Genomic DNA, 22,779 nt, shown 5'->3' with positions numbered 1-22,779 from the left:
ATACATTCCGGCTGTGTAAGCGCCGAGCGGGGTGCAGTGCGAATACAGCAGCGTAGGGGCAGGTTTTTATGCTATGGACGTGCGCGCAGGCTCCGACTGAAAAAGTCCACCCGAGGGTGGACTGAGCTTATCGGCAGAGTGCCTTATGCTAAGGGATAGCGAAGCATACGGGCGGTGCGTGTCCAAGTCGCCGGATGAGATTACGCGGATCAACTTTTCAGTGGCAAAAACCCTCACGGAACGTCACACCGTGCTAAACCTGACACAAGTGGGCTGGGCGATGGCGACGGCTTGCCCGGTCGAGGTGAGCCTGCCAGTATTTCTGTCCACGCGGAACAGCTGCACTTCATCCGAATCCTTGTTCGCGGCGAACAGATAGCGGCCGCTCGGCGTCAGGCTGAAATGTCTAGGGTGCGCGCCCAGCGTAGACACATGCTCGACCTCCGTCAGCATTCCGGTGTCCGTATCTATGGCAAACACCACTATGCTGTCATGGCCGCGGTTCGACCCGTACAAGTACTTGCCGCAAGGCGAAATCTGAATCTCTGCACAGATGTTGGCCGGTCCGTCATACTGCTCAGGCAGTGTGTTCACCATTTGAGTCGGCTCCAATTTGCCTGCCTGCGGGTCGTATGACATTGCCGTGATGGAGGAACTAAGCTCCTGAATTACATAGGCGAAGTCCCGGTTCGGATGGAACGCCAGGTGACGGGGACCGGATCCTGGAGCGAGCTTGACGTCATCGTGAAGCTGCAGCTTGCCGTGCTCTCGATCCAAACGGTACACCATGAGTTTATCCATACCAAGATCAGGTACAACTACAAAGCGATTGGTGGGGTCGGGATAAACCGAATGCGGATGAGCGCTTTGCTGTCGTTCCGTATTGATGCTGCTGCCTTCGTGATGCGCCTCGTCGGTCAGGCCTTGGATCATACCATCCTCTCCGATGGGAAGTATAGAAACACTGCCTCCGGCGTAGCTCACCAGCAGCAGATAGCGGTCATCCACATCCGTGTTGATATGTGTCGCCGATTTGTCCGCAGCCGGCTGCTGCCCCGCATACGCCAGCTTCCCGGTACCAGGTTCAATTCGGTAAGCCACTGCCGCCGCTTTCTCCTGCTCAGCGTCACCTTGCGAAAAAGAATAGAGCATCCGGTGTTTTTCACTGATTTTAATAAATGAAGGCTGCTTTAATCCGGAAACAAACTCTGTGAACACTAACTCTTCCGAATCTTCATCGAAGCGGTAAACATAGATCCCCGGCGACTGTTTGTCTGCATAAGAACCGAAATACACGTTATACTGTGAATTTCCCATACTCCCATCTCCATCCTAGTAAAGTTTCAGCTACTATTGTAACCTAGACCGTTTCTTCCTCCAAAGCGTATTCGAAATCATCCACATCGTAAACCTGAACTGGAATTTCCGCTTGAATCAATCGGTCGACCAAGTCGATCTGATCTGTGAGCAGCGGTGTTTTTTGGCGCAGACAGGTCAAGATCAGCTCCGTTTCGATGGGATCGAACTCTTCCCCATACTCCGCATTTTCAATCGCATATATCATTGTAAGGGACACCTCGGCATTCAACGGAAAGGGCTGGGTGTGTGTCCACGGTACGGTTAGCGCCCGCTGTATCTTTTTTCTCATAAAAGGCTCTTCAAATAAGGCGATCAATTCGTTTATTTTTCTGCGCACATGGGCTTCCTCGTCCGCATTCGGCATGATCGGCTCTTGGCTGTCCCTGAGCTCATATAATTCGCTAACTGTGGTATACGGAATGATGTACTCGACGGGAAGGCTCGGCACGAGCATTTCTCCATATACGGCCAGCATAACAGCCTCTACCACAAAACGTTTTCGCATCGTCTCCCCCTCCTCTTGTAAACAAACTGAGACTTGGATACTAAATATACATTATAAACGAAAATGCGAATGGTTCCTGTAGATTTTTTTGCCTCATGTGTTACTTAGTATGTTTGGTGGAATAATTTATCATTCCGCCTCCAACACAAGAAAACGGGGCCACACCTGTGACCCCGCTGCGGTGAAGCATTCGATTGTAAGAGAACGCATAAGCATCTAATCCGTTTTATTTATGGCTGCAGATCTACGCTTACCGCTTGCAGCTTTCTGCCCTTGGTGACCGATATGAACAAGCTGACCAGCAGCACCGCGGCCCCAAGCAAGTAAGGAAAGCTCAAGTTCACATCAAACAGGATTCCGGCGATCGCCGGCCCGAAAATGTTTCCAACGCTCATGTAGGCATTGTTCATACCAGCGACAAAGCCTTGTTCGTTGCCTGCCATTTTAGACAGCAAAGTGTTAATGGCGGGACGCATAATCGAAGTAAATGAGAAAAACAACGAGGTCAATACTAGAACGTACCAGAAGTTACCGGACAGCAGCATCAAAATGAGCGACACCGCGGACAACAAGAACGTCGCGTTGATTAGCGTCTTTTCACCGAACAAGGCAATCAGTTTCCCGATCAAAAGACCTTGTGTAATGGTGCCGATCAACGCCCCCACAGTGATCAATATCGAGATATCCCTTACGCCGAAGCCATACATCTCGCTGACAAACAAAGGGAAAATAGCCTCAAAGTTGGCGAGACCGAACGTTAAGGCGAAAATGAGCAGCAGCAAAATAAAGTACGGCGCTCTGAAGGACTTGGCAAATTGTTTGAAAATGCTCTCCCGCTTCACCTGCGATGTTCTCGCTGCCAACCGCTCCTCCGACGAACGGGATTCAGGAAGCACCAGTAATGACCCGATCATAGCCACCGCGCCAACGGCTGCCGAAATGTAAAATGGCACACGAAGCCCGAACTCGGAGAGAAATCCTCCGATTCCCGGACCGACCACGAAGCCCAGCGACATCGCCGCGCCCAACAGCCCCATCCCTTTACCGCGCTTTTCTTCCGTCGTAATATCAGCTACGTAAGCCATCATGGAAGGGATCATCGCCGCAGCGCCAACGCCTCCCACCAATCTGGATACATAAAGTAACCAAATCGAGTCGGCCAGCGCAAAAATCAGGTTGCCGAGCGTGAACAATGCCAAGCCCGCCACTATCATAACCTTACGGCCATATTTATCCGACCATTCTCCGGCGATAGGCGAGAAAATAAACTGCGTTAATCCGAAAGCCGCCACCAAATATCCGGCAACTCCGCCTCCGGCGTTAAACTCCTTCAAAAAATCGGGCAACGTGGGGATAATCAAACCGAACCCCAGCATTGCGATAAACATATTGATCATGAGCATCACTAAAGGGGTATTTCGGCCAGTTTGCAAAGACATGATTTTTAAAATTCCTTTCTATCGCTGATGGCAAGATAACCACAAACTTATCATAAGTAAGCTAATTACGTCAAGTAGGTAAAAACATGCCTATTCCCGCTGGGCGGACATTAATGATCATCGTGCTGCAGCTAGGGTTTGAGCAACAGTTCAACAGTGGTTATTACACCTCAACCGCCTGTTTGACTCGCTGCGCTCTGTGGTGCAGACCATAGTAAATCACGGCAGTAGTGGCCACGATCACTCCGCCGATGAGGTACATGAAATGATAGTCTGTGTAGGCGGCAAGCATACCCAGTAAATAAGAGCCGACCCCGTAGCCGGTGTCAAAGAAAACAAAATACGTTCCCGTAGCCAAGCCTCTCCGGTGCACTGGAGATGCTTTGATAGCGATCGCTTGGAAGCTGGGCAGCAGTGCCCCGAAGCCCAAGCCGATCACCGCACCGGATAGCAGCAGCACCGCGGCACTCTCCGCCTGACTAAGCCAAATCATACCTGCAACGAACAGGGTGATGCCGGGATACACCAGCACGTGCTCGCCCATTCGATCGAACAGTCTGCCGGTGAACGGTCTGGACAGCAGGATGACCGCAGCAAATACCACGAAAAAGTAACTTGCGGCCGACTCCATCCCCAAGCTCTTGGCGTAGACGGAAATGAATGTGGAAATCGCTCCGTACGAAAAAGCTAACACAAAACCCGCGACTGCGATAGGTACAGCTTTTGGCTCAATAAACCTTCTCCAACTCCATGAGCTCTCCCGAACGGCAACTGCCGTGCGCTCCGGAATACGGGTCAGCAAGCCGGTCAAGAACGACAACAGCGAGAATACCGCGCACGCCGCAAACAAGTATGTAAAGCTGCTGCGCGATATAAGCGTAAGTCCCAGAAACGGTCCGATGACCATGGCGATGCTCATAAACAAAGTAAAATAGCCTATTCCTTCGCCTTTGCGTTCCTCGGGAATGATATCGATCACGATAGCCGACGTGGCGGTCGCGGCAATACCGAAACTAACGCCGTGAATCACTCGAAGAATCAGCAGCTGCGTAAAATCATCCACTGCCAGGTACAAAAAGCTGCACAGCGTAAATAAAATCATGGATGCTAAGGTGATCTTTCTCCGATTCAGCTCATCCAGCCATTTGCCTGTCAACGGACGAAATATTACCCCGGCAATAACGAAAACAGTGGTCACAAGACCAATCTGCTGTTGGCTGCCATGCAAATCATCCAATACAAATGCAGGCAAAGTAACAGCCAAAATATAAAACGTCATAAAGATGAAAAAGTTGCTCAGGCAAACCGATAAAAAGTTTTTACTCCATAAATTTTGCATAACTGACTCTCTTTCCGATCATGCCACACTGTGCTAGTGCCGTATGTCTATATTTTTGTTTATTTGTTTGAATACGCCGCGCAGCACGGCAACATCCTGTGCAGATAGCCCGTGGAGCATCTGCTCAACAAACTGCGCTTCAATGGGGGTCAGCTCCTTGCTCAGTTCCCTGCCCGCTTCCGTGATATGGGTCAAAAAAGAACGCCGATCCTCTCGATTGGCGGCTCTTCGAATCCAGCCTTTCCTCTCCAGTTGATCCAATATTCTGGTGACGTTGGTCGGGTCCTTCTCTATCCGGTTGGACAGCTCCTTTTGCGTGATACCGTCCTCCTCCGCTAACTTTTTGAGCACTGACCACTGCTCCGAAGTAATGTCGCGGGGCTGAAACCGCGCGGTTAACGCTTGGCTCAGCTTTCTGCCTGTATTACTGATAATAAATCCAACCGATTCGCTAACATACATTCTCGTCGCACCACCTATTCCCCGGCATGGCCAATTGTGGAACGGCCAATTTAATTGTAATAGCAATTATATACATAGCAACTACTTGAGTCAACTGTGTTGAGTCCGTGCGGCTTACGCTGAGAAAAAGAATCGGTGTCGAGGGATTAGCATCTGCCGTATGGTATTACTTTTTTGGTAATACTACATTAAAACAACACAGGAGGGGTTCTATGGATGACACCGGCGCAAGGAATATCCGACAGCCCAAGTTCTCCGCCTTCAAGCTTTTTAGAAGGGCAGTATTCCTGACACTGGGAGCTTCTCTGGTTGCGGTGGCGCTTGAGATATTCTTGGTGAACAACCGCATTATCGATGGTGGCATCACCGGCATTTCTATCATGCTGGCGCATCAATTGGATATTGCTCTCGGTATTCTGCTCACTGTGCTCAATCTGCCCTTCCTGTACTTGGGCTACAAACAGATTGGTAAGACGTTTGCCGTTTCCACGCTATATGCGGTTATCGTCATGTCCATAGGAACTACCTTATTACATCCCGTTGCACCACTCACAATCGATCCACTGCTGGCCGCTGTATTCGGTGGGATTATTCTCGGAGTTGGGGTCGGCATTGTAATTAGAGCCGGGGGCTCACTCGACGGCGCGGAAATCGTATCGATTCTCGTCAGCCGAAGAACGGCATTCTCCGTTGGCGAAGTCGTTATGTTTATTAATGTGTTCATACTGGCAAGCGCGGGCTTTGTGTTCGGCTGGGACCATGCCATGTATTCGCTGATCGCTTATTATATAGCGGTACAGCTCATCGATATAACGATAGAAGGGATCGACCGGTCCAAAGCGGTTTGGATTATTAGCGATGAAGCCGAAGGAATAGGACAAGCGTTGAATGACCGGCTTGGCCGCGGTGTGACTTATCTGCGTGGAGAAGGTGCATACACCGGCGACCGCAAAAACGTGATTTTCGCCGTCATCACTCGCATGGAGGAAGCCAAGTTAAAAGAGATCGTGGACGAATGGGACAGCGGAGCTTTTCTGGCGATCGGCAACATCCATGAAGTCAGAGGCGGCCGATTCAAAAAGCGAGACATACATTGATCATCCGGCGAACACCGCTTACATGATGTCCAAAGGCTTTTACCATCCCTGCAATATGGAATGAACCAGATTCGGCTCGACGAATAACCCAGGCTGCTTTAAGTTTAAGTATTCGACGTGAGCATGTATGTCAGTCATAGGAATTTGCAAGGCATGACAAATGTTATCAACCATTGTCATGCCTTTCCCAACTCATACAGGCACCGGCAGTCGAGCCCTCATGCGTGTTCAACATCGGAATATGCAGATGACTGCGGATCCAGTCCATGACCTGCATCAGAGGCATCATCAAGGACCTTCGCTGAAAAGAGAGAAATTTTGGCGAGCTTAGCCTGTGAGCCCGAAGCGGCTGCAACATCATTCGATGCTTGACTGTTGGCACCTCCACATCCTGCCACGGCCGCGAACAACGCCATCACCGTTAATAACCCGAAAGTTTTTTTTACCTTTTTCAACATTTACGCCTCCCATGCATGTAGTGACACTACAAACATGTCCATTTATATTCCTTTTTTGTAAATCACAGGTCAACCCCACGTGGATATTGAGTAAAGCGTAACAACAAGTGGCATTATGACCTCTCCCGCGGCGGACGCTGAGACCACATGCGAGGCCAATGGTCTAAGATTGACGAAACGACAAAAATCCCACATCCGATGTCCGGATACGGGATGCGAGATCGTCTTGTGTGTAGGCACTAACGGGTAAACGCAGAATAACAGCTTGAGCCGCTGCCCCCTCATGCCCCTTGTCTTCTGGATCTACCGTCTTTTTTGCTTTCGCATGCCCATCGCGACATACTTGATCCCAGCTAGAATTACGGTATCCACCAAAGAAGCGATAAGTGTGAGCGACAGCCAGTCGTCGTTTTCCATCGCATAGTACATTAATCCGTGAAACGCAAGCAAAATGATGAACACCCATAGCAAGTTGATTCGTCTAATCCACTCAGCCAACTTGTGCACCTGCCTTTCGAAATCAGCCTGTGGACATTATTTGCATAAATCCGGCTAATTATTCCAACGTCAGATTGGACGCTTTCAGAATGTGTTCGACCAAATCATCCATATTCAGCGCTGCCTGATGCAATGCTTCCTTATTGCCGCGCTGCACTCCTCCCGGATCACGATGCTTGAAGATATATAAAACGTATACAAAATCGTCGTCACCAGACGCATGACGTCTTATTCCGTCTAATTGCGCGGAAACACACATTCCTCCGGCGGTACATCGACGAAAGCCTGGATGCTCGGCTGTCTGAGCATGTGGCCCTCCTGCTGCCTCCAGTCCGTATACATCACCTTCGCCGTTATCAACGGGCGCACCCATATGGCGTCATTGTGCCGTTCCGGCTTGTTGACAAAAGGCCGCTCCTTCACCACGTGCGGTGTGAGCCGATCCGTCAGCGCCCGCCAATCCGCCTTTGACATACGTCCCGTGCCGGTATGGCCTATATACCAAAACTGCCCTTGCGCGTCATACAACCCAAATAGGACAGCGTTCACCGTGTCCCCGCTCAACGTAAAACCGCCGATTACGGCAATAATGTCACCGTAATTTTTCACCTTGATCCAGCTGTCGTTTTTTCCGCCGATGACATACGTGCTGTCAAGTCTTTTGCTAACGATGCCTTCCATACCCTGCTGCTTCATCAAATCAAACAAAACATGCCCGTTCGGATGAGAGGTCACCTGCTGAACCGTCGCGGTGGGCGTCAAGCTGCCGCTCAATAAATCCAGACGCTGCTGCAAGGGGAGCTGATGTACCCAATTGCCGTTGTGATACAAAATGTCAAACACCATATAGTAAATCGGCACTTCTTTCTGCGCTTGCTTGACGCGGTCTGTTCGGCGCACCCCGTCCCTGCGCATCACTTGCGGAAAGGACGGCTTGCCGTCTGCCGCCAAAGCGATCACTTCCCCGTCCAGAATAAACGACTTGGCTCGGCAATACGACTCTGTGTCGTGCAGCTCGGGATACTGCTTCGTTCTTTCGTTCAGCCGCCTGTTATATAAGGAAACTCCGCTTTCATCGCAGTAAGTAAGAATTCTCACCCCATCCCATTTGATCTGGTATATCCATTGCTCGCCAGCCGGTACTGCGGCCTCTCTTACGGGTTCGAAAGGAACGATCGGTTTCACAGTGTGCGCCTCCAGCAGAATTCATTATGATGCACATAGTTTTTACCAATCAGCGCAAAATATGAAATCTAAATTTGTTAGCAGGAGTTTGATATGAAAGAGTTTACGGCGAAAGTGGAAGGAAAAGAAGTGGCGATCACGCATCCCGACCGGGTGATCTGGCCTGAGCTGGGCATTACCAAGTGGGACTATATCGGCTACTTAACGACCGTTGCACCGTATCTTCTTGAGCATGCGAAAGACCGGATGCTCATGATATGGCGGTACCCGGAGGGCATCGGAGGCCGGCGGATCGAGGAGAGATCCGTGCATGGTGCGCCTCCCGATTGGGTACCGCGTGTAATGTACAACGACAAGCAGCGCATTTTGCTCAACGACACCGCTACCTTAGTGTGGCTGGCCAATTGGGGCGCGGTGGAGCTGCACGTGCCGTTCGACACATATTATCGCAAGGATTATCCGACCGATCTGGTTCTAGACTTGGACCCGCCGGACGAGCACAGCTTCGACTTGGCTGCAGAGGTCGCGCTGCGTGCAAAAGCGGTACTTGACTCTCTATCGCTCACCAGTGTCCCGAGAACGTCGGGTGCCACCGGGATGCAGATTTATGTGCCCATCGAGCCTGCATATCGGTTCGAAGAAGCACGCGCCGTGAATCGGTTTCTGGCGGAATATCTGCAGCAGCAGCTTCCCGCCAAAGTCACATTGGAGCGGGTTGTCCGTCGGCGAGGTAACAAACTGTATGTAGATTATCTTCAGCTGTGGCGGGGGCGCACCATGCCGGCTCCCTATGCCGTGCGAGCCCGGCAAGCGGCAACGGTAGCGACCCCGGTGTCGTGGGAAGAGGTGGAGCGAGGTATACAGCCTGGCGACTTTACCATCTTAACCGTGCCTGAGCGGGTGGAACGGCTGGGAGACTTATTCCGCGCCGTTACTACGGAGAAGCATAAGTACGCGAATCGGTTGGACCATATCATACAGTTCGTCAAAGGACGCACGTAAAACGGCACGTTGTTGCTCTGCCCCGCGGTGGGCAGTCAGTGTTTGCTTCCATATGACACCGTTCCGGCACGTGCTCTCCGGTGCCTCAGTCGACTTTAGTCCTTTTATACAGTCTGAGCGTGTTATCTCTCGTAATCGTCTTCAACTCACGCGTGCTGAGCTTTTTATGTACCGCTGCACAGGAAACCGTGTTTTCCAACAGCAGCGGGGTCGTCTCGATCCCGACAAATGGGCCTCCGAACGGCCAAGGCCCATCGGTTTCCACCAATAGCTGACCAATGGGCACCAAGCTGAGCAGCCTTTGATCCCGCTGGCGGTAGCACACTTCAGGCGTTACCGATATGAAATAGCCTTCGCGCACGATGGCGAGCACATCCTGGTCGTGCCCTTTGAACCAATGGAAATGGGCTTTCACGGCATTGTGTCGGCGCAGTATTTGCAGGGCGTCCACGGCCTTGTCATGCACGGCATGCAAAGCCAATGGCATATCCAGCCGGACGGCTAATCGCACAAACTCGTCCAACAGCTCACGGTGCCGGGCAAGCGAATCCGGATTCTGGGGCAACGAGTAATGCGGCAGCCCCACTTCCCCTATGGCTGCGATGCTGCCGGATTTCGCTTCTTTTTCAATCAGCTGGAACAATTCGGCCGCGTCCCGCCCGGCAGGTGGAAGCTGTTCCGGATGGTGGCCGAGCGCCGCGAAAACGAAGTCCGGAAAGCGCTGCTGCAGCTCCAACGTACGATACGATGACGCCAGGTCGGTTGCAACTGCAATGATCCCCTCTACGCCGGCCTTTCTCCAAGTATCAATGTAGGCTTCTATCCGATATGAAGCATACCGGTCCGCATGAATATGGGCGTCAATCAAGTCAAAGTGCCCCCTCCCGCTACAACTGCCTGCCTCGTCGGCTCGCATAACTCTATACCAAAATCACTCATTGAAAAAAGCCAAAAAGCGGCTGCGGCTGTGTTGTTTAGCACACACTTACGAGTGGGTTAGGATTATGGATTATAAAACCATCGTCTTGATAGTCGATTTCGATATTTTTTACAAACCGAACGTCCGCCGGATTGACCAGCACTATCACATCCCCAAACTCGACAGTAACATCAGATTCCGCCTTATCAGAAGATAAGCTTAATGCGTATCTTAATTCGTTACAGCACGCACTAGTAACACCAACTCTTAAAAAGGGTGCCTGAGGCATATCTGTCTGCATCTCTTTTATTTTTTGCTGCGCTTGCTCTGTGATAGTAATCATATCGTGCTCCTATCTGATTAGTGGAGCCGCACACCGACACCCATGCACGGTGCCGCCCTCCGGCGGCGGGCAGGGCTCCGACTGATGCGTTTTCTCGCAGCACGGAAGAATCGCACCGCTAGCTTCAATTATACACAACACAGCTGGATTGTTGCCAATAGACGGCGCATCAGAGTCGTTTTTGCATGAACCTTTTGGCTCTCAAATATCTGCGGTACTGTTTTGGATCCAGCTGCTGCAACCCGTGCATATTCGGTTGGGTGTTAGCCTCGATAAACCATATTTTACCTTTTCTATCGACAGCCATATCCAAACCGACAATTCTGATGGGGAAACGGGAACCTAATTTTTGTGCAATCTGATGGGAGACATGCCGCAGCTCTTTCAGAATCTTGGGCACCGGTAACGGCTGATCGGCTGCCCGCAGCGTCTCAAGTATTTTTGCATCCTTTGCGCCTCTTGCCACATTCGTCACAATCGAACTGCGCTTGGGCGCCACCTTTGCACTGATCCAGGTGAGCCGCCACTTTTTGCGGGGCCTTTGAAGTACTACACGTATATCGAACGGTCTGCCGTTACAGGTGGCCAAGGGAATTCCTTGCTGAATGATATATTTTTGTCGGGGATACATGAACCTTCTTAGCTCCACACTTACCTTCCGGGTCACACTCTTTTTGCGTATGTTATCAAATGCAATCAAACTGTGCGAACGGTTGACGCGTCTCACCCGGATGATGCCTGCCCCTCCCGTGCCCCCATCTGGCTTCACATATAATACGGGAAACGCTCTGAGCATCCTTCGCAGGTTGGCTGGGGCGAACCGGCTCGTTTTAGGTACATGCCGGCCCAGCTGCCTATCTGCCATCAGCGGCTTTCCCTTTTTATATTTGCTCCTGACGAATCTATGTTTCATATTCATGCTCCCCATTCCGGCAAAATGATTTGATTTCGCTGCATAGTACGAGCGTCGGTGGCCCGTGTCGGCCGCCACGCCAGTGTTGACTAACGTCTGCGGATGAAAACCAGAACATCCCGTTCCGCGAACGCAACGCGGAATCCACTATTGGTTAAGCATCGAACAGCGGGAAGCAGCGGCTTACCCAGACCCAAGGCGTGTTGGCACGGAGCGGTGCTGCCAATCGCACGAAAGGCACTGATGATTTTGCGGTGCGCTGCGTTTCTGCGCAATCGAAGTACCACCACATCTGTCATAACTGATCACCTCGCATTCAACAGGATACTTTATAGAAATGCGAGTTTCACTCCAAGCGTAAGTGCGTTAGTACTAGCGGACTGAGAAAAAGTTATTTGTACTAAATGCCATCATGGTCTCCTGAGCGGCCGTTCTGCAGAATCAGCCCACCACTAAGACATCGCACTCTCCTCAACTACGGGGCGCTCAAGCCGCCGAGTGACGACGTCTGCATAAGGCAGTAGCAGAAGGGGAAAATAATCCCGTTACCAAGAGATGGAGGTGGCCAAAATGGACGAACAACAGCGTTTAGGTCCGCATGAATCCATGGAGATTCACGAAATGGTGAACTTTAAAACTGTGTGTTTAGCGAAGTCGAAATTGATGCAAGGGCTAGTGTTTGATAAGGATCTCAAAGAATTCATGCAGAAGGACGTAGAACTGTCACAGAGGCAGCTCACTGAACTACAGACGATCTACAAAAAAGCACCGTTCAGCATTGACGTGAATACGAACGTGCCAATCCATTGACAGAGGGTGAACAGATATGAATAACGATTATTTGGACCCGACGAATTCCGAAAACCTGCCGGATCGCGCAGATGCGCTCTTTGCCATGGATTGCTTAATCCGGGCGAAGAACGGTGTTAGAAATTGTGCCTACGCGGTGGCCGAAACCGCCACTCCGGAGGCTAGAACACTGCTGCGCCGGCAGCTGCAGGAAAATCTCGACATGCATGAGGAGATCGCGCAGCTCATGATCGAGAAACACTGGCTCCACCCGCACCATCTCAGCGAGCAGTACAAGCTCGACGTTCTGTCTGCAGATGAGATTATTAAGCTCTCTAATTTGAAGCTGTACCCGGACCACACGACACGCCTCGGCATGTTCGCTACGCCCGACAAATGAGACTGGAGGAAGTCCGATGAAAGCCGTTACGTATCAAGGCATTAAAAATGTGCAAGTCAAGGAAGTCAAGGACCCCAGCATACAAAAGCCGGATGATGTCATCGTGCGGATCACAAGTTCGGCGATTTGCGCCTCGGACTTACATTTGATTCACGGCCTGGTGCCAAATTTTCCTCAGGACTATATTATCGGACATGAGCCGATGGGGATCGTGGAGGAAGTAGGGCCCGAAGCTACTAAGTTGAAAAAGGGAGACCGCGTGATCATTCCGTTCAACGTCGCCTGCGGACATTGCTGGTATTGCGAACATAACCTCACCAGCCAATGTGACAACTCGAACCCTCATGGAGACGTCGGTGGTTATTTCGGATATACCGAAACGTTCGGCGGCTATCAGGGCGCGCAGGCAGAGTATTTGCGGGTGCCCTACGGGAATTTCACGCCATTCAAAATCCCGGATGACTGTGAGGTCGACGACGAGCAATTGTGTCTTATCGCTGACTCGATGACGACCGCGTATTGGACGGTTGAGAATGCCGGCGTAAAAGACGGGGATACGGTCATTGTGTTCGGCTGCGGACCGGTCGGCCTGTTCACGCAAAAGTTTAGCTGGTTGAAGGGCGCTAAGCGAGTGATTGCCGTTGATTTTGTCAACTACCGGCTGGACCACGCCAGAAAAACGAATAACGTTGAAACAGTGAATTTTGAACAGGAAAAAAATATCGGCACTCACTTGAAAGAAATGACCAAAGGCGGCGCAGATATTGTTATCGACGCTGTGGGCATGGATGGAAAAATGACTCCCATGGAATTTCTGGCCACGGGGCTGAAACTGCAAGGCGGCTCGCTCGATCCTCTGGTGATGGCACTTCAAGCGGTGAGAAAAGGCGGTACCGTTCAGGTTACCGGAGCGTATGGCGGACGATACAACGCCTTCCCGCTCGGCGACGTGTTCCAGCGCAATATCAACATCCGAGCTGGACAAGCGCCGGTCCGACCGTATATGTCGCATGTATATAATCTTGTGGCAGAAGGTAAAGTTCATCCGGGTGACGTTGTCACACATGTCATGCCGCTATCGGAAGCAAAAAAAGGATATGAGCTGTTTGATGCCAGATTGGACGGATGTATTAAAGTTGTTCTAAAACCATAACGGGGAGGCAGGACACTACATGGTGAAATCGGATCTTGACACACAGTATATGGCACACGAAACGATGGATCTTCATGAGGTCACCGCGTTCAAATCGCTCTGTCTGACGAAGGCCAGAACGATGCAAGCGCTGGTGGATGATCCGGAGCTGCGGAGACTGATGGAAATGGATGCTGCGGTTACGACCAGACAGCTCCAAGAACTCAACGGATTGTTGTCCAAAGCGATTCCATAGGAGGGAGAAGCATGAATACGATCGTGGAATATTTCACAGGGTTAAATAAGATGACAGATCAGGTCGTCGCGATGGACATGCTTATGTCAGCGAAATCGGGCATCAAGATGTACGCAATCGCTGCGACAGAGTCGGCGACACCCGAAGTCAAACAGGTATTGCGCAGACATCTCGACGAATCCATTGAATCGCATGAAAGAATGTCGGCTTACATGATCTCCAGAGGTCTTTACCATCCCTACAACATGAATGAGCAGATCCAGCTGGATATGCAGAACGCCCAGACCGCTTTAAATATTCCGGCAACCTAAAAGACGGTGATGTGCAGCGTGAACGCGGCCGGACAGTGAAAAAATGAATTTTGACGTGCGAGATTCCATATTTGACGCAGGCTGGCGCTTGCACGACCAAATATGACCGTCAAACAAGAAGGCAGCAAACCCTCTTGCGCTGCGAGGAATTTGCTGCCTTTTCTTTCTCCGATATCGCTGAGATCAAAGACCTCTTGACGATCCCTCGGATAGGGGGATTTCATCGAAATACACTATATTCTCTTGTTGGAGCACGCTGCGTAATCCGTAAAAGTCTAAGCTGATCTCGCCTCTGCCGATCTTCTCCTTCGTCTGTTTTTCCTTGCGCACCCTCTGCACCGCCGATTCTAAGGTAGTTGAGATGTCTTCTTGGGCGACCACCACCACGCCATCATCATCGGCGACAATAAGGTCGCCGGGCATAACCTGAACACCACCGCAAATAGCCGGCGCGTTCACCCAGCCTCCTCTGCTTTTCGTCGTCCCCTCTGGGTATACCGCCTTAGACCATACCGGAAAGCCCATTCCTCTCAACCTTGCAACATCGCGGACGCCTGCGTCGATCACTACGCCCTGCACGCCTTTCTTCATGAGAGCCAACACAATTAATTCGCCAATCATCCCGGAAATGCTTTCACCGAGGGTCGTGATGACGAGGACGTCCCCGGGCTTACACACCTCAATGGCAGCATGAATCATCAAATTGTCTCCCGCCGGGCATATTACCGTTACCGCCGGCCCGCAAATTTTGCTGTTAGCTGAGATCGGTTTAAGTTGAGCGCTGAGCAGGCCGATCTTCCCTTGTGCCTCATAAACGGTGGACGTGTCATGCTCCTTAAAGCGGGCAACGGTCTCCTGCTCGGGTCGGCGAATGTTAGTTACTATATATTTTTGCATCAGACAAGCTCCCCTCCTACGTAAGGGAAGAAGCGGCTGAACGCCTCGGCGTATTTATAGGCACCGTTCCCAGAACAACGGCGGGCGTGATTTCCTCGCAGCATCGCCTTGCCCCCGTAATATTCGATTAAATGCCCTTGTGCTTTGAAGCAGTTCATCGCCGCCTGCTTACGGTCGTATACATCGGTAATGTCGATAATGACATCGGGTTTAAAATTACTAATTTCCGATTGATGCGGCTCGAAACCGAACAATCGGGCCTGCTTTGCTGTTGTTGTCCCTTCGATCCGCACTCCGTTAGAAGTCGACAACACGCTGGCATCGAAAACATATTTTGACACGGTCTCATGATCGGGATTAAAGGCGTCCTTCGGCCCATGACTGATAATATGGTGCGGTTTGACTTTTCGAATATGAGCCGTGAGTCGATTCAATCGCTCCTCCGTAATCTGCATATGGTAATCATCAAAATCCCATATCTCCATCTGCTCAACACCGAGATGACCGGCCGCTTCTTCGATCTCCGCTCTGCGGATGCGCTTGACGTTGTCGCTGGTTTGTCCCTCGACATTCCACAGATCGTTAGATTCTCCCCTCACTCCGTAGCTAAGTATGACCAGCGACACATTGGCGCCGCCTTTCGCATATTTAGCCATAGTTCCGCCGGCCCGCCATACGAAATCTGCCGCATGAGCAGAAACAACAAGTAAATTGGTGTTTTGCATATCGTTTCTCCCTCTATATTCAGAATAATTTTGCTACCGCACATTTTGCTAACAGTTATTTTACTCTTCTGCCAAAAAGCTGGTATTTTCCACCAACATTTGTTTCAGTTCTGCTTTTGTGAAACCATTATTTAATAGATTAGTAGCAAAAATGCCCAAGCCTTCGTCCGGGTACGGACCCGTCGGTTGCCCCAAATCCGTTGACAAAATACAGTGTTGAGGGCCTACGAAACGGATCTGCTCGAATACGGTTTCCCAGCTTATCTTATTAGAATGAGGGGTGGTGAAGCAGTGTTCCATATAGGCTCCTTGCTCGGCCAGCTCTTTTTGTTCCTCCTTTGTAAAGTCGATAGAAGGAAAATTCGGATGAGTGACTACAATTTTCTTGACTTTGAATTCAACGGCTGCTTCCACTAATGCGAATGTCTCCGCTTTCCCCAGATGCCCCGTCGCCAGGATAAGATTGTAATTCGAGATAATATCCAAGATATCGAATACTTCTTTTTTAATATTTGAACCCTCAAAAATGGAGATGCTTGATTGGGTTTTGCCTTGTTGAATTAACTCCATCTGCAATTTAGCCCAAAAAGGTAATTTCGTATGAGCTCCTCGTCTAAAAAATTCTTGCTCGTTCGTGGCGTCAAATGTAGGCATCCAAACAATTTTCGCTCCGTCGCGCGCTGCCATTTCCACTGCCAGCGGGTTCAGCCCACCCACTGAATTGTTTAAGCTTATCGCTCCAATCAGGCTGACATTTGGATAAACTTTATTGACTAATTTCGCTCGTTCCGCTGTACAGAAATAGTGCGATTTGATGCCGTAGCCTTTCATCCCCACCTTTTGGATTCGTTCCGCCATTTCAAGGTCGTCCAGCTTTCTGGGCATCACATCCGGTCCTGTGTGGACATGGAGATCATAAGCCCCTTCGAGTAGCTCTAAATACATATAGTTTCCTCACTTTCTGCAGTTGGTAGGAAAATGTGTTCATCAATTACTATGTTGGTAAATATAATTGACTGCTTGATATCCACCTCACCAACCAAGGACGGGCTTCAGCTCTATGATCGCTGCTTCTTGCTTCTTCAACAGCTGCTCATAGGCATCTCCTTTAGTCAGATCAACCGTCATCCCCAGTTCGCTCGCTTTTTTTATGAACTCCGGATCTTTTTCTGCTTTCTCAACAGCAGCCTGGAGCTTTGCAACGATTTGCGGATCTATGCCTTTAGGGCCTGCTATACCTCTGGATGCATATGTAACCGTATTCTCAAAACCAACCGCCTCTTTCATAGTTGGTACATCCGGCAGATGAGGATAGCGCTCCGGTCCAAAAACAGCTAGAGCCTTGAACTGTCCGCCTTTGACCTGCTCTACAGCTCCGCCAATTTCTCCGATGAGTACGTCTACATGATTGCCCAGCACACTGGACACAGCTTCACCTGTACCGGTAAATTGAACGAACCTAAATTTCGTTCCCAGATGCTTGTTCATTGATAATGCAATCAAATGATTACTCGAACCCACGCCATTACTAGTAACTGATACCTCGTTCTTCTTCGCGTACTCCACAAATTCGTTAATGTTGGCAAACCGCGTATCATCCGGACGAACGGCAATGAGTCCTTCATCGACAGCGTGATTGATAATATGGTCAAAGCTGTCTAAGTTCTCTGTTCTATTGGCAGTAGGATTGATATAGCCTGTAATTAAGGCGGGATTGACAATGACCCCAAACGTGTAGCCGTCAGGCTTGGCATTCAATAAGTCAGCATAAGCGACCCAGCCTGCACCGCCCACCTTATTTTCAACCACCACTGGTTTTCCCAAATCCTTCTCAAGATACGAGGCTAAAAGACGGGCTCCCAGGTCCGTTCCGCCGCTTGCTGCGAAGGGCACGATAAGTTTAATAGGCTTCATGGGCCAATCCAGCGGCTGAGCACTGGCCGCTCCTCTAGCAGGTGCATCCGAAGCGCTGGTAGAGGACTTCGTCGCACATCCAAGCATTGCCCCAAAAGAAAAAACAAAAATTGCTAAAACAACTAAAGCCTTCTTCATAGTAAGCCACCCTTTCACAATTATTGTTTTTTACATTTCCACATCTTCTGTGATGAGCCGTCTACTTCTGACTGAGGTGATGATGCTTAAGAGCATGGCGAGTATAGCGATCGACAATATGGTCCCGGAGAGTGGACGCGTGAAAAACCCGAATATATCCCCTTTGAACATGGTTAAAGATTGCAATAGTGTCTTCTCCAGAAGAACTCCCAAAACATAGGTCAAAATAATAGGAGTTAACGGAAATTCCGCCTTTTTAAATAAATAGCCTAAAATGCCGAACACCAGCATAGCCCCTACATCAAACATGCTGTTATTCAGACTGTAAGTACCGACAATCGTAATAATGATAATAATCGGATACAGCAGCTTAAAAGGAACCATTGTGATTTTTGCCCACAAATTTGCCATCGGCAGGTTCATAATTAACAGAATTGCGTTTCCAATAAACATACTGGCTATGATTCCCCACACCAGGTCAGGGTTTCGCTGGAATAAAGTCGGCCCCGGAGCAGCACCATGCATGATAAAAGCACCTAGCAGCACCGCGACGGTAGGAGAACTCGGAATCCCTAGTGTGAGCAGCGGAATTAGTGCACCGCCGCTATAGGAATTGTTAGCCGTCTCAGGTCCCGCAACTCCTTCCAATGCACCTTTACCAAAGCGGGAAGGATCTTTGGACAGCTTCTTTTCCATTGAATAGCTGAGAAGCGTAGGAATGACAGAGTTGGTTCCCGGAATCAGTCCGATCAGGAAACCCAGTATACTGCCCCGGCCGATAGCTTTCATTGAAGGTCCCCACTCGTCTTTTTTAGGAAGCAGTCCCGTGACCTTCGGAGGCGGCCCTGCCTTCCCCTTCAAGCTCTGTTCGGCGTTGATAAGCAGCTCGGACAGCCCGAACATTCCCATCGCTATCGTTATGAAGTCTATCCCTTTCATCAATTCCGTTTGGCCGAAAGTAAATCGAATGATTCCCGAATTTGAATCCTGCCCGATAAACGCCAAGGACAAGCCGAACAACGCTGCAATAGCCCCCTTTAGCAAAGATTTTCCCATTAATCCAAGAAGCAGGGAGAGTCCTAAAACGACCAAAGCAAAAAATTCAGGCGGACCAAAATTTAGAGCCTGCTTTGCGAGATAGGGACCGATCACAACCAATCCGACAACGGAAACAGTTCCGCCAAGGAAGGACCCGATGCCCGCTATACCGAGTGCTGCCCCCGCTCTCCCCTGCTTGGCCAACGGGTGTCCATCCAGGCAGGTAATTAATGAAGCGGCCTCTCCGGGGGTGTTGATTAATATGGATGTGATGGTCCCGCCGTACATGGATCCATAGTAGATTCCAGCGAGCATGATTATCGCGGACACCGGTTCAAGTGCGAAGGTTAATGGCAAAAGGAGTGCCGTTCCTGCTGTGGGACCCAATCCGGGCAATACGCCAATGAACATACCGAATGTCACCCCTACGAGACAATACAGCAGGTTTTGCCACGTAAGAGCGGTCTCGAAGCCGTGCAGTAAGTAACCTAATGATTCCACTAGTTTGTCCTCCTACCAGCCGAAGTCATTTACAGGCAACGGCACCTGTAAAACAATGCCGAACATCCAGAATACGATAGAAGCTGTCGATGCAGAGAGTCCCAAGCTCCAATACCATTTATAACCCCGCGAAAATAGTAGGAATAAGGATAAGGTGCTACCAATTAAAAATCCCCATAAAGGTGCGATGATCATAAACAGGATCAGTGAACCTATGCATACCAAAACATTAATGAGTCCTTCTCCTCTGGGTAGAATTTTGGAAACCGGAACGATCTCCTTTTTTAATGCAATGCAAAGATAGACTATGGAACATACGAAAATGAGTCCGCTCACCCACAGCGGCAGCATCCCCGGACCAGGTCCGTATTCCCCGTAATAATCCATTGAGGAAGACTCCCATAGCATAATCCCGCTAAAGAGGAGAAAAAAAGCCGCCATGTACACGCTTAAATTTCGCAAATTAAGCACATCCTTTAGTAATAACTAACTGCTATTAACCTGCCGAATTGCCATCATAAAGAGTCGAATCCAAACCGAGATCCTGCAATGTACTGATGACTTCTCCCATCTCTACGACTCTTCTCTCGTACCATCTTGATCGCTGATGCGCTTCCGGCTTCATCGTTGATATAGGTAATATTCATGCCGTATGTGCTCATGACTTCCGAAAACTTGCGCGCCCCTAATCCGCTGACCGAAATGGAACCTTATGCGGGTGAGGCGCAACCGCCTCCATTGCCGCCCCATCAACGAACAATGCATCTGTGTGTTATGTATAAGCTCAAAGATTTGTTGCTTCAGTGTCGGAGATGCTGAATTCAAGTCACCGTAGCCAAATCAGCCCGCTCTTTTATGATGGCTCCAACCACTGGGTCTGCAGACATGACGTCAAATGCGAAGATGGCTGATGCTCCCTTGGACGCTAAGCCGTTGGCAATATGAAAAGCGGCTTCACCAAATCCGATGAAGCCAATGCTTGGTTGTTTCAAACTGCTGACCTCCTTTCGCATACACAGCACTAATTAAGAGAGATTGAATAATACTTTGGCATTCTAAATTGATCTACAATTATGTTCTCTATCAAAACTATACCGTATCTGCAAAATAGTGTCAATAACTGCTGTCGAAAATTAGGACAGTAAGACACTGGTTACAACAGATACTGATAATTGTCTTCTATTGTTTTTCGGACGTTCGCAATGTGGAGTTTAATAGCTGCCTCTGCCTCAGCTGCATTATGGCTTTTCAAGGATGTTAAAATCATTTTATGTTCATTAAATGAATTTTCATTTCTGCCCGGAATGAGCAATGTTCTGAAATGGAACCGCATTAATTGCGTTTTTATCATATTCACCATCCCGGTGGCGTGGATATTTCTCGATGCGTTGTAAATGATACCGTGAAATTCCTTATTCAGTTTAGAGTATTCGTCAAATTGGTTTTGCTTCAGGAAACCTTCCATTCTCAATAACAGCTGTTCCAGCTCGCCAATTTCTCCATCCGTAATATGCTCTGCTGCCGATCTTGCGATTAACCCCTCCAAAGCTTCTCTTATTGCTAGATAATTTTTAACTTCTTCCAAGGTAAACGACTTAATGGTCGCCCCTTTATTGTTTTCAATTTGGACCAAATTCTCCTGTTCCAGCTTCAACAGAGCTTTCTTCACAGTGTTTCGGCTTACACTAATCAACTCCGACAGCTGACTTTCGATCAATTTTTGCATGGGTTTGAAGGTACCATCCAATATCCGTTCACGAATATACTGATAGGCATACTCAGTTTGACTGCTCATCGTTTGTTCTCCTAGGGTTTATTTTTGTTTATACAATCTTGTAGTACAACATTGTTTATAAGTTATCGTACGTATTTCTTCACCGGATGTCAATGAACACAAGTGATCCGCGTGGATTTAAGCAGCGTAGTCTATTCATTTTGTTGAAATGACACGAAATCTCCTTTGGACTGCGACTACAGAAAAACCTCAAGAATCTGGAGACCGTCAGTACTGACGGAGCTCCATGATTTATTCGGGCATATGCAAACAGCGCCACGTGGCTCGCGCGTATGGTCTGTGAAGCTCGGCAAGCGACAAAAAAATGGGCAAACAAAAAAAAGCCCGGTTATTAAGGCTTTTTTGCGGTTGAAGTGATCGAGATTATGTTTTCATATAGTTGAACATTTTTGCAGAACTCGTGCCCCTACGCCATGGCGTATCGCTCCAGTCGGAACCGACGTATCATTATTACAGCGACTCGCGCATCGGACAACAGCTGGGCGACTAGCACGCTGGCTGCAGCCGTCTCAATGTGGGTGTAAATCCCGGCCGCCTTGCATATCTCACGACATCCGCTGCCGCATCGCCTCAAATAACACTACCGTGGCAGCCATAGCCGCGTTCAGAGATTCCGCCAGTCCCCGCATCGGGATGCGGATATGTTCCGTTGTCAGATCAGACACACCCGCAGACACGCCTTGTCCTTCGTTGCCTATGACGAACCAGACAGGGCGGCGGAAATCAAACGAATAGCAATCCGTAGTACCTTGAAGACTGGTGGTGACCACTGCAATGCCCGCCTCCGCTGCGCGGGGCAGCAGCTGGAGCAGGTCACCTTGGGTAATCGGCAGATGGAACATCGAGCCCATCGTGGATCGCACTGTCTTTGGGTTGTACAGATCTACAGTACCCTTGCCAAGCAGCACGCCCGTCGCGCCAACAGCGTCTGCACTGCGGATGATGGTGCCGAGATTGCCCGGATCCTGGATCCCGTCAATCGCGACTACAAGCGCCGGTCCCGTCGGGGCCAGCAGCTCCTCCGGCCCCCAGCCCAGCTTGGGCAGAACGGCGAACACCGCCTGCGGCGCCAATGTATCCGTGCACTTACCGAGTACGGCCTGACTCACCGCTACACAATCGATACCAAGATCGACCGCCTGCCGCAGCAGGCCGCCCGGCAGTTCCTCACGGCGGTCGTGAGCGTATACTATGGTATGCAGATTTGCACCTGACGATAAGGCCTCCTGCACCAGATGCACGCCTTCTATGATAAACTGGCCTTGTTTATCCCGGCCTTTTTTGTCAAGCAGCTGTGTCCATGCTTTCACGCGCGGGTTTTGCACCGAGCTGATGACTTCCGTGTGCTGCTTATTCATCATTGA

General features: G+C 49.9%; 26 protein-coding genes and 1 pseudogene. 7 read left to right on the top strand and 20 right to left on the bottom strand.

All coding sequences use genetic code 11. The features are described from left to right. Positions 1-243: 243 nt before the first annotated feature. The 5 genes from CBW46_RS07650 to CBW46_RS07630 form a co-directional block, all read right to left on the bottom strand. Complete coding sequence (locus CBW46_RS07650; protein WP_089199434.1) at positions 244-1,317, bottom strand: lactonase family protein; 1,074 nt, start codon at positions 1,315-1,317, stop codon at positions 244-246. A 43-nt stretch (positions 1,318-1,360) separates the two neighbouring features. Then, positions 1,361-1,864, bottom strand: a complete 504-nt coding sequence (locus CBW46_RS07645) for an ADP-heptose synthase (RefSeq protein WP_089199433.1) — start codon at positions 1,862-1,864, stop codon at positions 1,361-1,363. A gap of 230 nt (positions 1,865-2,094) precedes the next feature. Further along, positions 2,095-3,303, bottom strand: a complete 1,209-nt coding sequence (locus CBW46_RS07640) for an MFS transporter (protein WP_089199432.1) — start codon at positions 3,301-3,303, stop codon at positions 2,095-2,097. Positions 3,304-3,466: 163 nt separating this feature from the next. Beyond that, the gene (locus tag CBW46_RS07635; RefSeq protein ID WP_089199431.1) at positions 3,467-4,642 is read right to left on the bottom strand and encodes an MFS transporter; all 1,176 of its coding nucleotides are present in this window, start codon (positions 4,640-4,642) and stop codon (positions 3,467-3,469) included. 33 nt (positions 4,643-4,675) lie between these two features. Further along, positions 4,676-5,104 carry a MarR family winged helix-turn-helix transcriptional regulator gene (locus CBW46_RS07630; protein ID WP_089199430.1) on the bottom strand — a complete coding sequence of 143 codons (429 nt, stop codon included), beginning with the start codon at positions 5,102-5,104 and terminating at the stop codon, positions 4,676-4,678. Positions 5,105-5,316: 212 nt separating this feature from the next. Between CBW46_RS07630 and CBW46_RS07625 the strand changes: the two genes are divergently transcribed. Then, complete coding sequence (locus CBW46_RS07625) at positions 5,317-6,201, top strand: YitT family protein (protein ID WP_089199429.1); 885 nt, start codon at positions 5,317-5,319, stop codon at positions 6,199-6,201. A 214-nt stretch (positions 6,202-6,415) separates the two neighbouring features. Here the strand turns inward: CBW46_RS07625 and CBW46_RS22265 are convergent. The 3 genes and pseudogenes from CBW46_RS22265 to CBW46_RS07605 form a co-directional block, all read right to left on the bottom strand. Then, positions 6,416-6,499: pseudogene (locus tag CBW46_RS22265) on the bottom strand (carbohydrate ABC transporter permease); the annotation flags it as partial. A 463-nt stretch (positions 6,500-6,962) separates the two neighbouring features. Continuing rightward, positions 6,963-7,157, bottom strand: a complete 195-nt coding sequence (locus CBW46_RS07615; RefSeq protein WP_089199427.1) for a hypothetical protein — start codon at positions 7,155-7,157, stop codon at positions 6,963-6,965. A 237-nt stretch (positions 7,158-7,394) separates the two neighbouring features. Beyond that, positions 7,395-8,342: an ATP-dependent DNA ligase gene (locus CBW46_RS07605; RefSeq protein ID WP_089199425.1), complete on the bottom strand. Its 948-nt coding sequence runs from the start codon at positions 8,340-8,342 to the stop codon at positions 7,395-7,397. A 93-nt stretch (positions 8,343-8,435) separates the two neighbouring features. Here CBW46_RS07605 and ligD point away from each other — a divergent pair, with 93 nt between their 5' ends. Then, on the top strand, positions 8,436-9,344 hold the full coding sequence (gene ligD / locus CBW46_RS07600; protein ID WP_089199424.1) for a non-homologous end-joining DNA ligase: 909 nt from the start codon (positions 8,436-8,438) through the stop codon (positions 9,342-9,344). A gap of 85 nt (positions 9,345-9,429) precedes the next feature. Here ligD and CBW46_RS07595 read toward each other — a convergent pair whose 3' ends face one another. The 3 genes from CBW46_RS07595 to CBW46_RS07585 form a co-directional block, all read right to left on the bottom strand. Then, complete coding sequence (locus CBW46_RS07595) at positions 9,430-10,212, bottom strand: TatD family hydrolase (protein ID WP_089199423.1); 783 nt, start codon at positions 10,210-10,212, stop codon at positions 9,430-9,432. Between the two features lie 106 nt (positions 10,213-10,318). Then, positions 10,319-10,606, bottom strand: a complete 288-nt coding sequence (locus tag CBW46_RS07590) for a HesB/IscA family protein (protein WP_089199422.1) — start codon at positions 10,604-10,606, stop codon at positions 10,319-10,321. Positions 10,607-10,775: 169 nt separating this feature from the next. Then, the gene (locus CBW46_RS07585) at positions 10,776-11,519 is read right to left on the bottom strand and encodes a YheC/YheD family protein (protein ID WP_165842227.1); all 744 of its coding nucleotides are present in this window, start codon (positions 11,517-11,519) and stop codon (positions 10,776-10,778) included. 570 nt (positions 11,520-12,089) lie between these two features. Here CBW46_RS07585 and CBW46_RS07575 point away from each other — a divergent pair. The 5 genes from CBW46_RS07575 to CBW46_RS07555 are packed head-to-tail and all read left to right on the top strand — an operon-like array spanning position 12,090 to position 14,407. Then, positions 12,090-12,329, top strand: coding sequence for a spore gernimation protein GerQ (locus tag CBW46_RS07575; RefSeq protein ID WP_089199419.1), 240 nt, complete (start codon positions 12,090-12,092; stop codon positions 12,327-12,329). Between the two features lie 16 nt (positions 12,330-12,345). Beyond that, on the top strand, positions 12,346-12,708 hold the full coding sequence (locus CBW46_RS07570) for a spore coat protein (protein ID WP_089199418.1): 363 nt from the start codon (positions 12,346-12,348) through the stop codon (positions 12,706-12,708). A gap of 16 nt (positions 12,709-12,724) precedes the next feature. Further along, on the top strand, positions 12,725-13,861 hold the full coding sequence (locus CBW46_RS07565) for a zinc-dependent alcohol dehydrogenase (protein WP_089199417.1): 1,137 nt from the start codon (positions 12,725-12,727) through the stop codon (positions 13,859-13,861). A gap of 19 nt (positions 13,862-13,880) precedes the next feature. Then, complete coding sequence (locus CBW46_RS07560; RefSeq protein WP_165842226.1) at positions 13,881-14,096, top strand: hypothetical protein; 216 nt, start codon at positions 13,881-13,883, stop codon at positions 14,094-14,096. A gap of 11 nt (positions 14,097-14,107) precedes the next feature. Beyond that, positions 14,108-14,407: a spore coat protein gene (locus tag CBW46_RS07555; RefSeq protein WP_089199416.1), complete on the top strand. Its 300-nt coding sequence runs from the start codon at positions 14,108-14,110 to the stop codon at positions 14,405-14,407. A 183-nt stretch (positions 14,408-14,590) separates the two neighbouring features. Here CBW46_RS07555 and CBW46_RS07550 read toward each other — a convergent pair whose 3' ends face one another. From CBW46_RS07550 to CBW46_RS07515, 9 genes are all read right to left on the bottom strand, one after another. Then, positions 14,591-15,304, bottom strand: a complete 714-nt coding sequence (locus tag CBW46_RS07550; RefSeq protein WP_089199415.1) for a 4-carboxy-4-hydroxy-2-oxoadipate aldolase/oxaloacetate decarboxylase — start codon at positions 15,302-15,304, stop codon at positions 14,591-14,593. Further along, a complete protein-coding gene (locus CBW46_RS07545) occupies positions 15,304-16,029 on the bottom strand; it encodes a PIG-L deacetylase family protein (protein WP_089199414.1) in 726 nt (241 codons plus the stop codon). The genes CBW46_RS07550 and CBW46_RS07545 overlap by 1 nt, the downstream gene beginning before the upstream one ends. Positions 16,030-16,089: 60 nt before the next feature. After that, a complete protein-coding gene (locus CBW46_RS07540; protein WP_089199413.1) occupies positions 16,090-16,974 on the bottom strand; it encodes a DUF6282 family protein in 885 nt (294 codons plus the stop codon). Positions 16,975-17,061: 87 nt separating this feature from the next. Further along, a complete protein-coding gene (locus tag CBW46_RS07535) occupies positions 17,062-18,081 on the bottom strand; it encodes a tripartite tricarboxylate transporter substrate binding protein (RefSeq protein ID WP_089199412.1) in 1,020 nt (339 codons plus the stop codon). 30 nt (positions 18,082-18,111) lie between these two features. Continuing rightward, complete coding sequence (locus CBW46_RS07530) at positions 18,112-19,620, bottom strand: tripartite tricarboxylate transporter permease (RefSeq protein ID WP_089199411.1); 1,509 nt, start codon at positions 19,618-19,620, stop codon at positions 18,112-18,114. Positions 19,621-19,632: 12 nt separating this feature from the next. Next, a complete protein-coding gene (locus CBW46_RS07525; RefSeq protein WP_279386458.1) occupies positions 19,633-20,061 on the bottom strand; it encodes a tripartite tricarboxylate transporter TctB family protein in 429 nt (142 codons plus the stop codon). A gap of 380 nt (positions 20,062-20,441) precedes the next feature. Then, complete coding sequence (locus tag CBW46_RS21225; protein WP_165842225.1) at positions 20,442-20,612, bottom strand: hypothetical protein; 171 nt, start codon at positions 20,610-20,612, stop codon at positions 20,442-20,444. Positions 20,613-20,773: 161 nt separating this feature from the next. After that, positions 20,774-21,415 (bottom strand): GntR family transcriptional regulator, encoded by a 642-nt coding sequence (locus CBW46_RS07520; protein WP_089199409.1) that lies wholly within the window; start codon positions 21,413-21,415, stop codon positions 20,774-20,776. A 545-nt stretch (positions 21,416-21,960) separates the two neighbouring features. Next, complete coding sequence (locus CBW46_RS07515; RefSeq protein ID WP_089199408.1) at positions 21,961-22,776, bottom strand: TrmH family RNA methyltransferase; 816 nt, start codon at positions 22,774-22,776, stop codon at positions 21,961-21,963. Positions 22,777-22,779: the final 3 nt, after the last annotated feature.

The organism is Paenibacillus xerothermodurans, assembly GCF_002220865.2.
Classification (GTDB): domain Bacteria; phylum Bacillota; class Bacilli; order Paenibacillales; family NBRC-103111; genus Paenibacillus_S; species Paenibacillus_S xerothermodurans.
The sequence above is the reverse complement of the archived record's forward strand: the minus strand, read 5'-3'. Positions and strand labels throughout refer to the sequence as shown.

What these genes read in the sequence shown, in the direction of transcription:
- CBW46_RS07650 (WP_089199434.1), bottom strand. Translation starts at nt 1,317, where the DNA reads ATGGGAAATTCACAGTATAACGTGTATTTCGGTTCTTATGCAGACAAA.
- CBW46_RS07645 (WP_089199433.1), bottom strand. Translation starts at nt 1,864, where the DNA reads ATGCGAAAACGTTTTGTGGTAGAGGCTGTTATGCTGGCCGTATATGGA.
- CBW46_RS07640 (WP_089199432.1), bottom strand. Translation starts at nt 3,303, where the DNA reads ATGTCTTTGCAAACTGGCCGAAATACCCCTTTAGTGATGCTCATGATC.
- CBW46_RS07635 (WP_089199431.1), bottom strand. Translation starts at nt 4,642, where the DNA reads ATGCAAAATTTATGGAGTAAAAACTTTTTATCGGTTTGCCTGAGCAAC.
- CBW46_RS07630 (WP_089199430.1), bottom strand. Translation starts at nt 5,104, where the DNA reads ATGTATGTTAGCGAATCGGTTGGATTTATTATCAGTAATACAGGCAGA.
- CBW46_RS07625 (WP_089199429.1), top strand. Translation starts at nt 5,317, where the DNA reads ATGGATGACACCGGCGCAAGGAATATCCGACAGCCCAAGTTCTCCGCC.
- ligD (WP_089199424.1), top strand. Translation starts at nt 8,436, where the DNA reads ATGAAAGAGTTTACGGCGAAAGTGGAAGGAAAAGAAGTGGCGATCACG.
- CBW46_RS07590 (WP_089199422.1), bottom strand. Translation starts at nt 10,606, where the DNA reads ATGATTACTATCACAGAGCAAGCGCAGCAAAAAATAAAAGAGATGCAG.
- CBW46_RS07585 (WP_165842227.1), bottom strand. Translation starts at nt 11,519, where the DNA reads ATGAAACATAGATTCGTCAGGAGCAAATATAAAAAGGGAAAGCCGCTG.
- CBW46_RS07575 (WP_089199419.1), top strand. Translation starts at nt 12,090, where the DNA reads ATGGACGAACAACAGCGTTTAGGTCCGCATGAATCCATGGAGATTCAC.
- CBW46_RS07570 (WP_089199418.1), top strand. Translation starts at nt 12,346, where the DNA reads ATGAATAACGATTATTTGGACCCGACGAATTCCGAAAACCTGCCGGAT.
- CBW46_RS07565 (WP_089199417.1), top strand. Translation starts at nt 12,725, where the DNA reads ATGAAAGCCGTTACGTATCAAGGCATTAAAAATGTGCAAGTCAAGGAA.
- CBW46_RS07560 (WP_165842226.1), top strand. Translation starts at nt 13,881, where the DNA reads ATGGTGAAATCGGATCTTGACACACAGTATATGGCACACGAAACGATG.
- CBW46_RS07555 (WP_089199416.1), top strand. Translation starts at nt 14,108, where the DNA reads ATGAATACGATCGTGGAATATTTCACAGGGTTAAATAAGATGACAGAT.
- CBW46_RS07550 (WP_089199415.1), bottom strand. Translation starts at nt 15,304, where the DNA reads ATGCAAAAATATATAGTAACTAACATTCGCCGACCCGAGCAGGAGACC.
- CBW46_RS07545 (WP_089199414.1), bottom strand. Translation starts at nt 16,029, where the DNA reads ATGCAAAACACCAATTTACTTGTTGTTTCTGCTCATGCGGCAGATTTC.
- CBW46_RS07540 (WP_089199413.1), bottom strand. Translation starts at nt 16,974, where the DNA reads ATGTATTTAGAGCTACTCGAAGGGGCTTATGATCTCCATGTCCACACA.
- CBW46_RS07535 (WP_089199412.1), bottom strand. Translation starts at nt 18,081, where the DNA reads ATGAAGAAGGCTTTAGTTGTTTTAGCAATTTTTGTTTTTTCTTTTGGG.
- CBW46_RS07525 (WP_279386458.1), bottom strand. Translation starts at nt 20,061, where the DNA reads ATGGCGGCTTTTTTTCTCCTCTTTAGCGGGATTATGCTATGGGAGTCT.
- CBW46_RS07520 (WP_089199409.1), bottom strand. Translation starts at nt 21,415, where the DNA reads ATGAGCAGTCAAACTGAGTATGCCTATCAGTATATTCGTGAACGGATA.
- CBW46_RS07515 (WP_089199408.1), bottom strand. Translation starts at nt 22,776, where the DNA reads ATGATGAATAAGCAGCACACGGAAGTCATCAGCTCGGTGCAAAACCCG.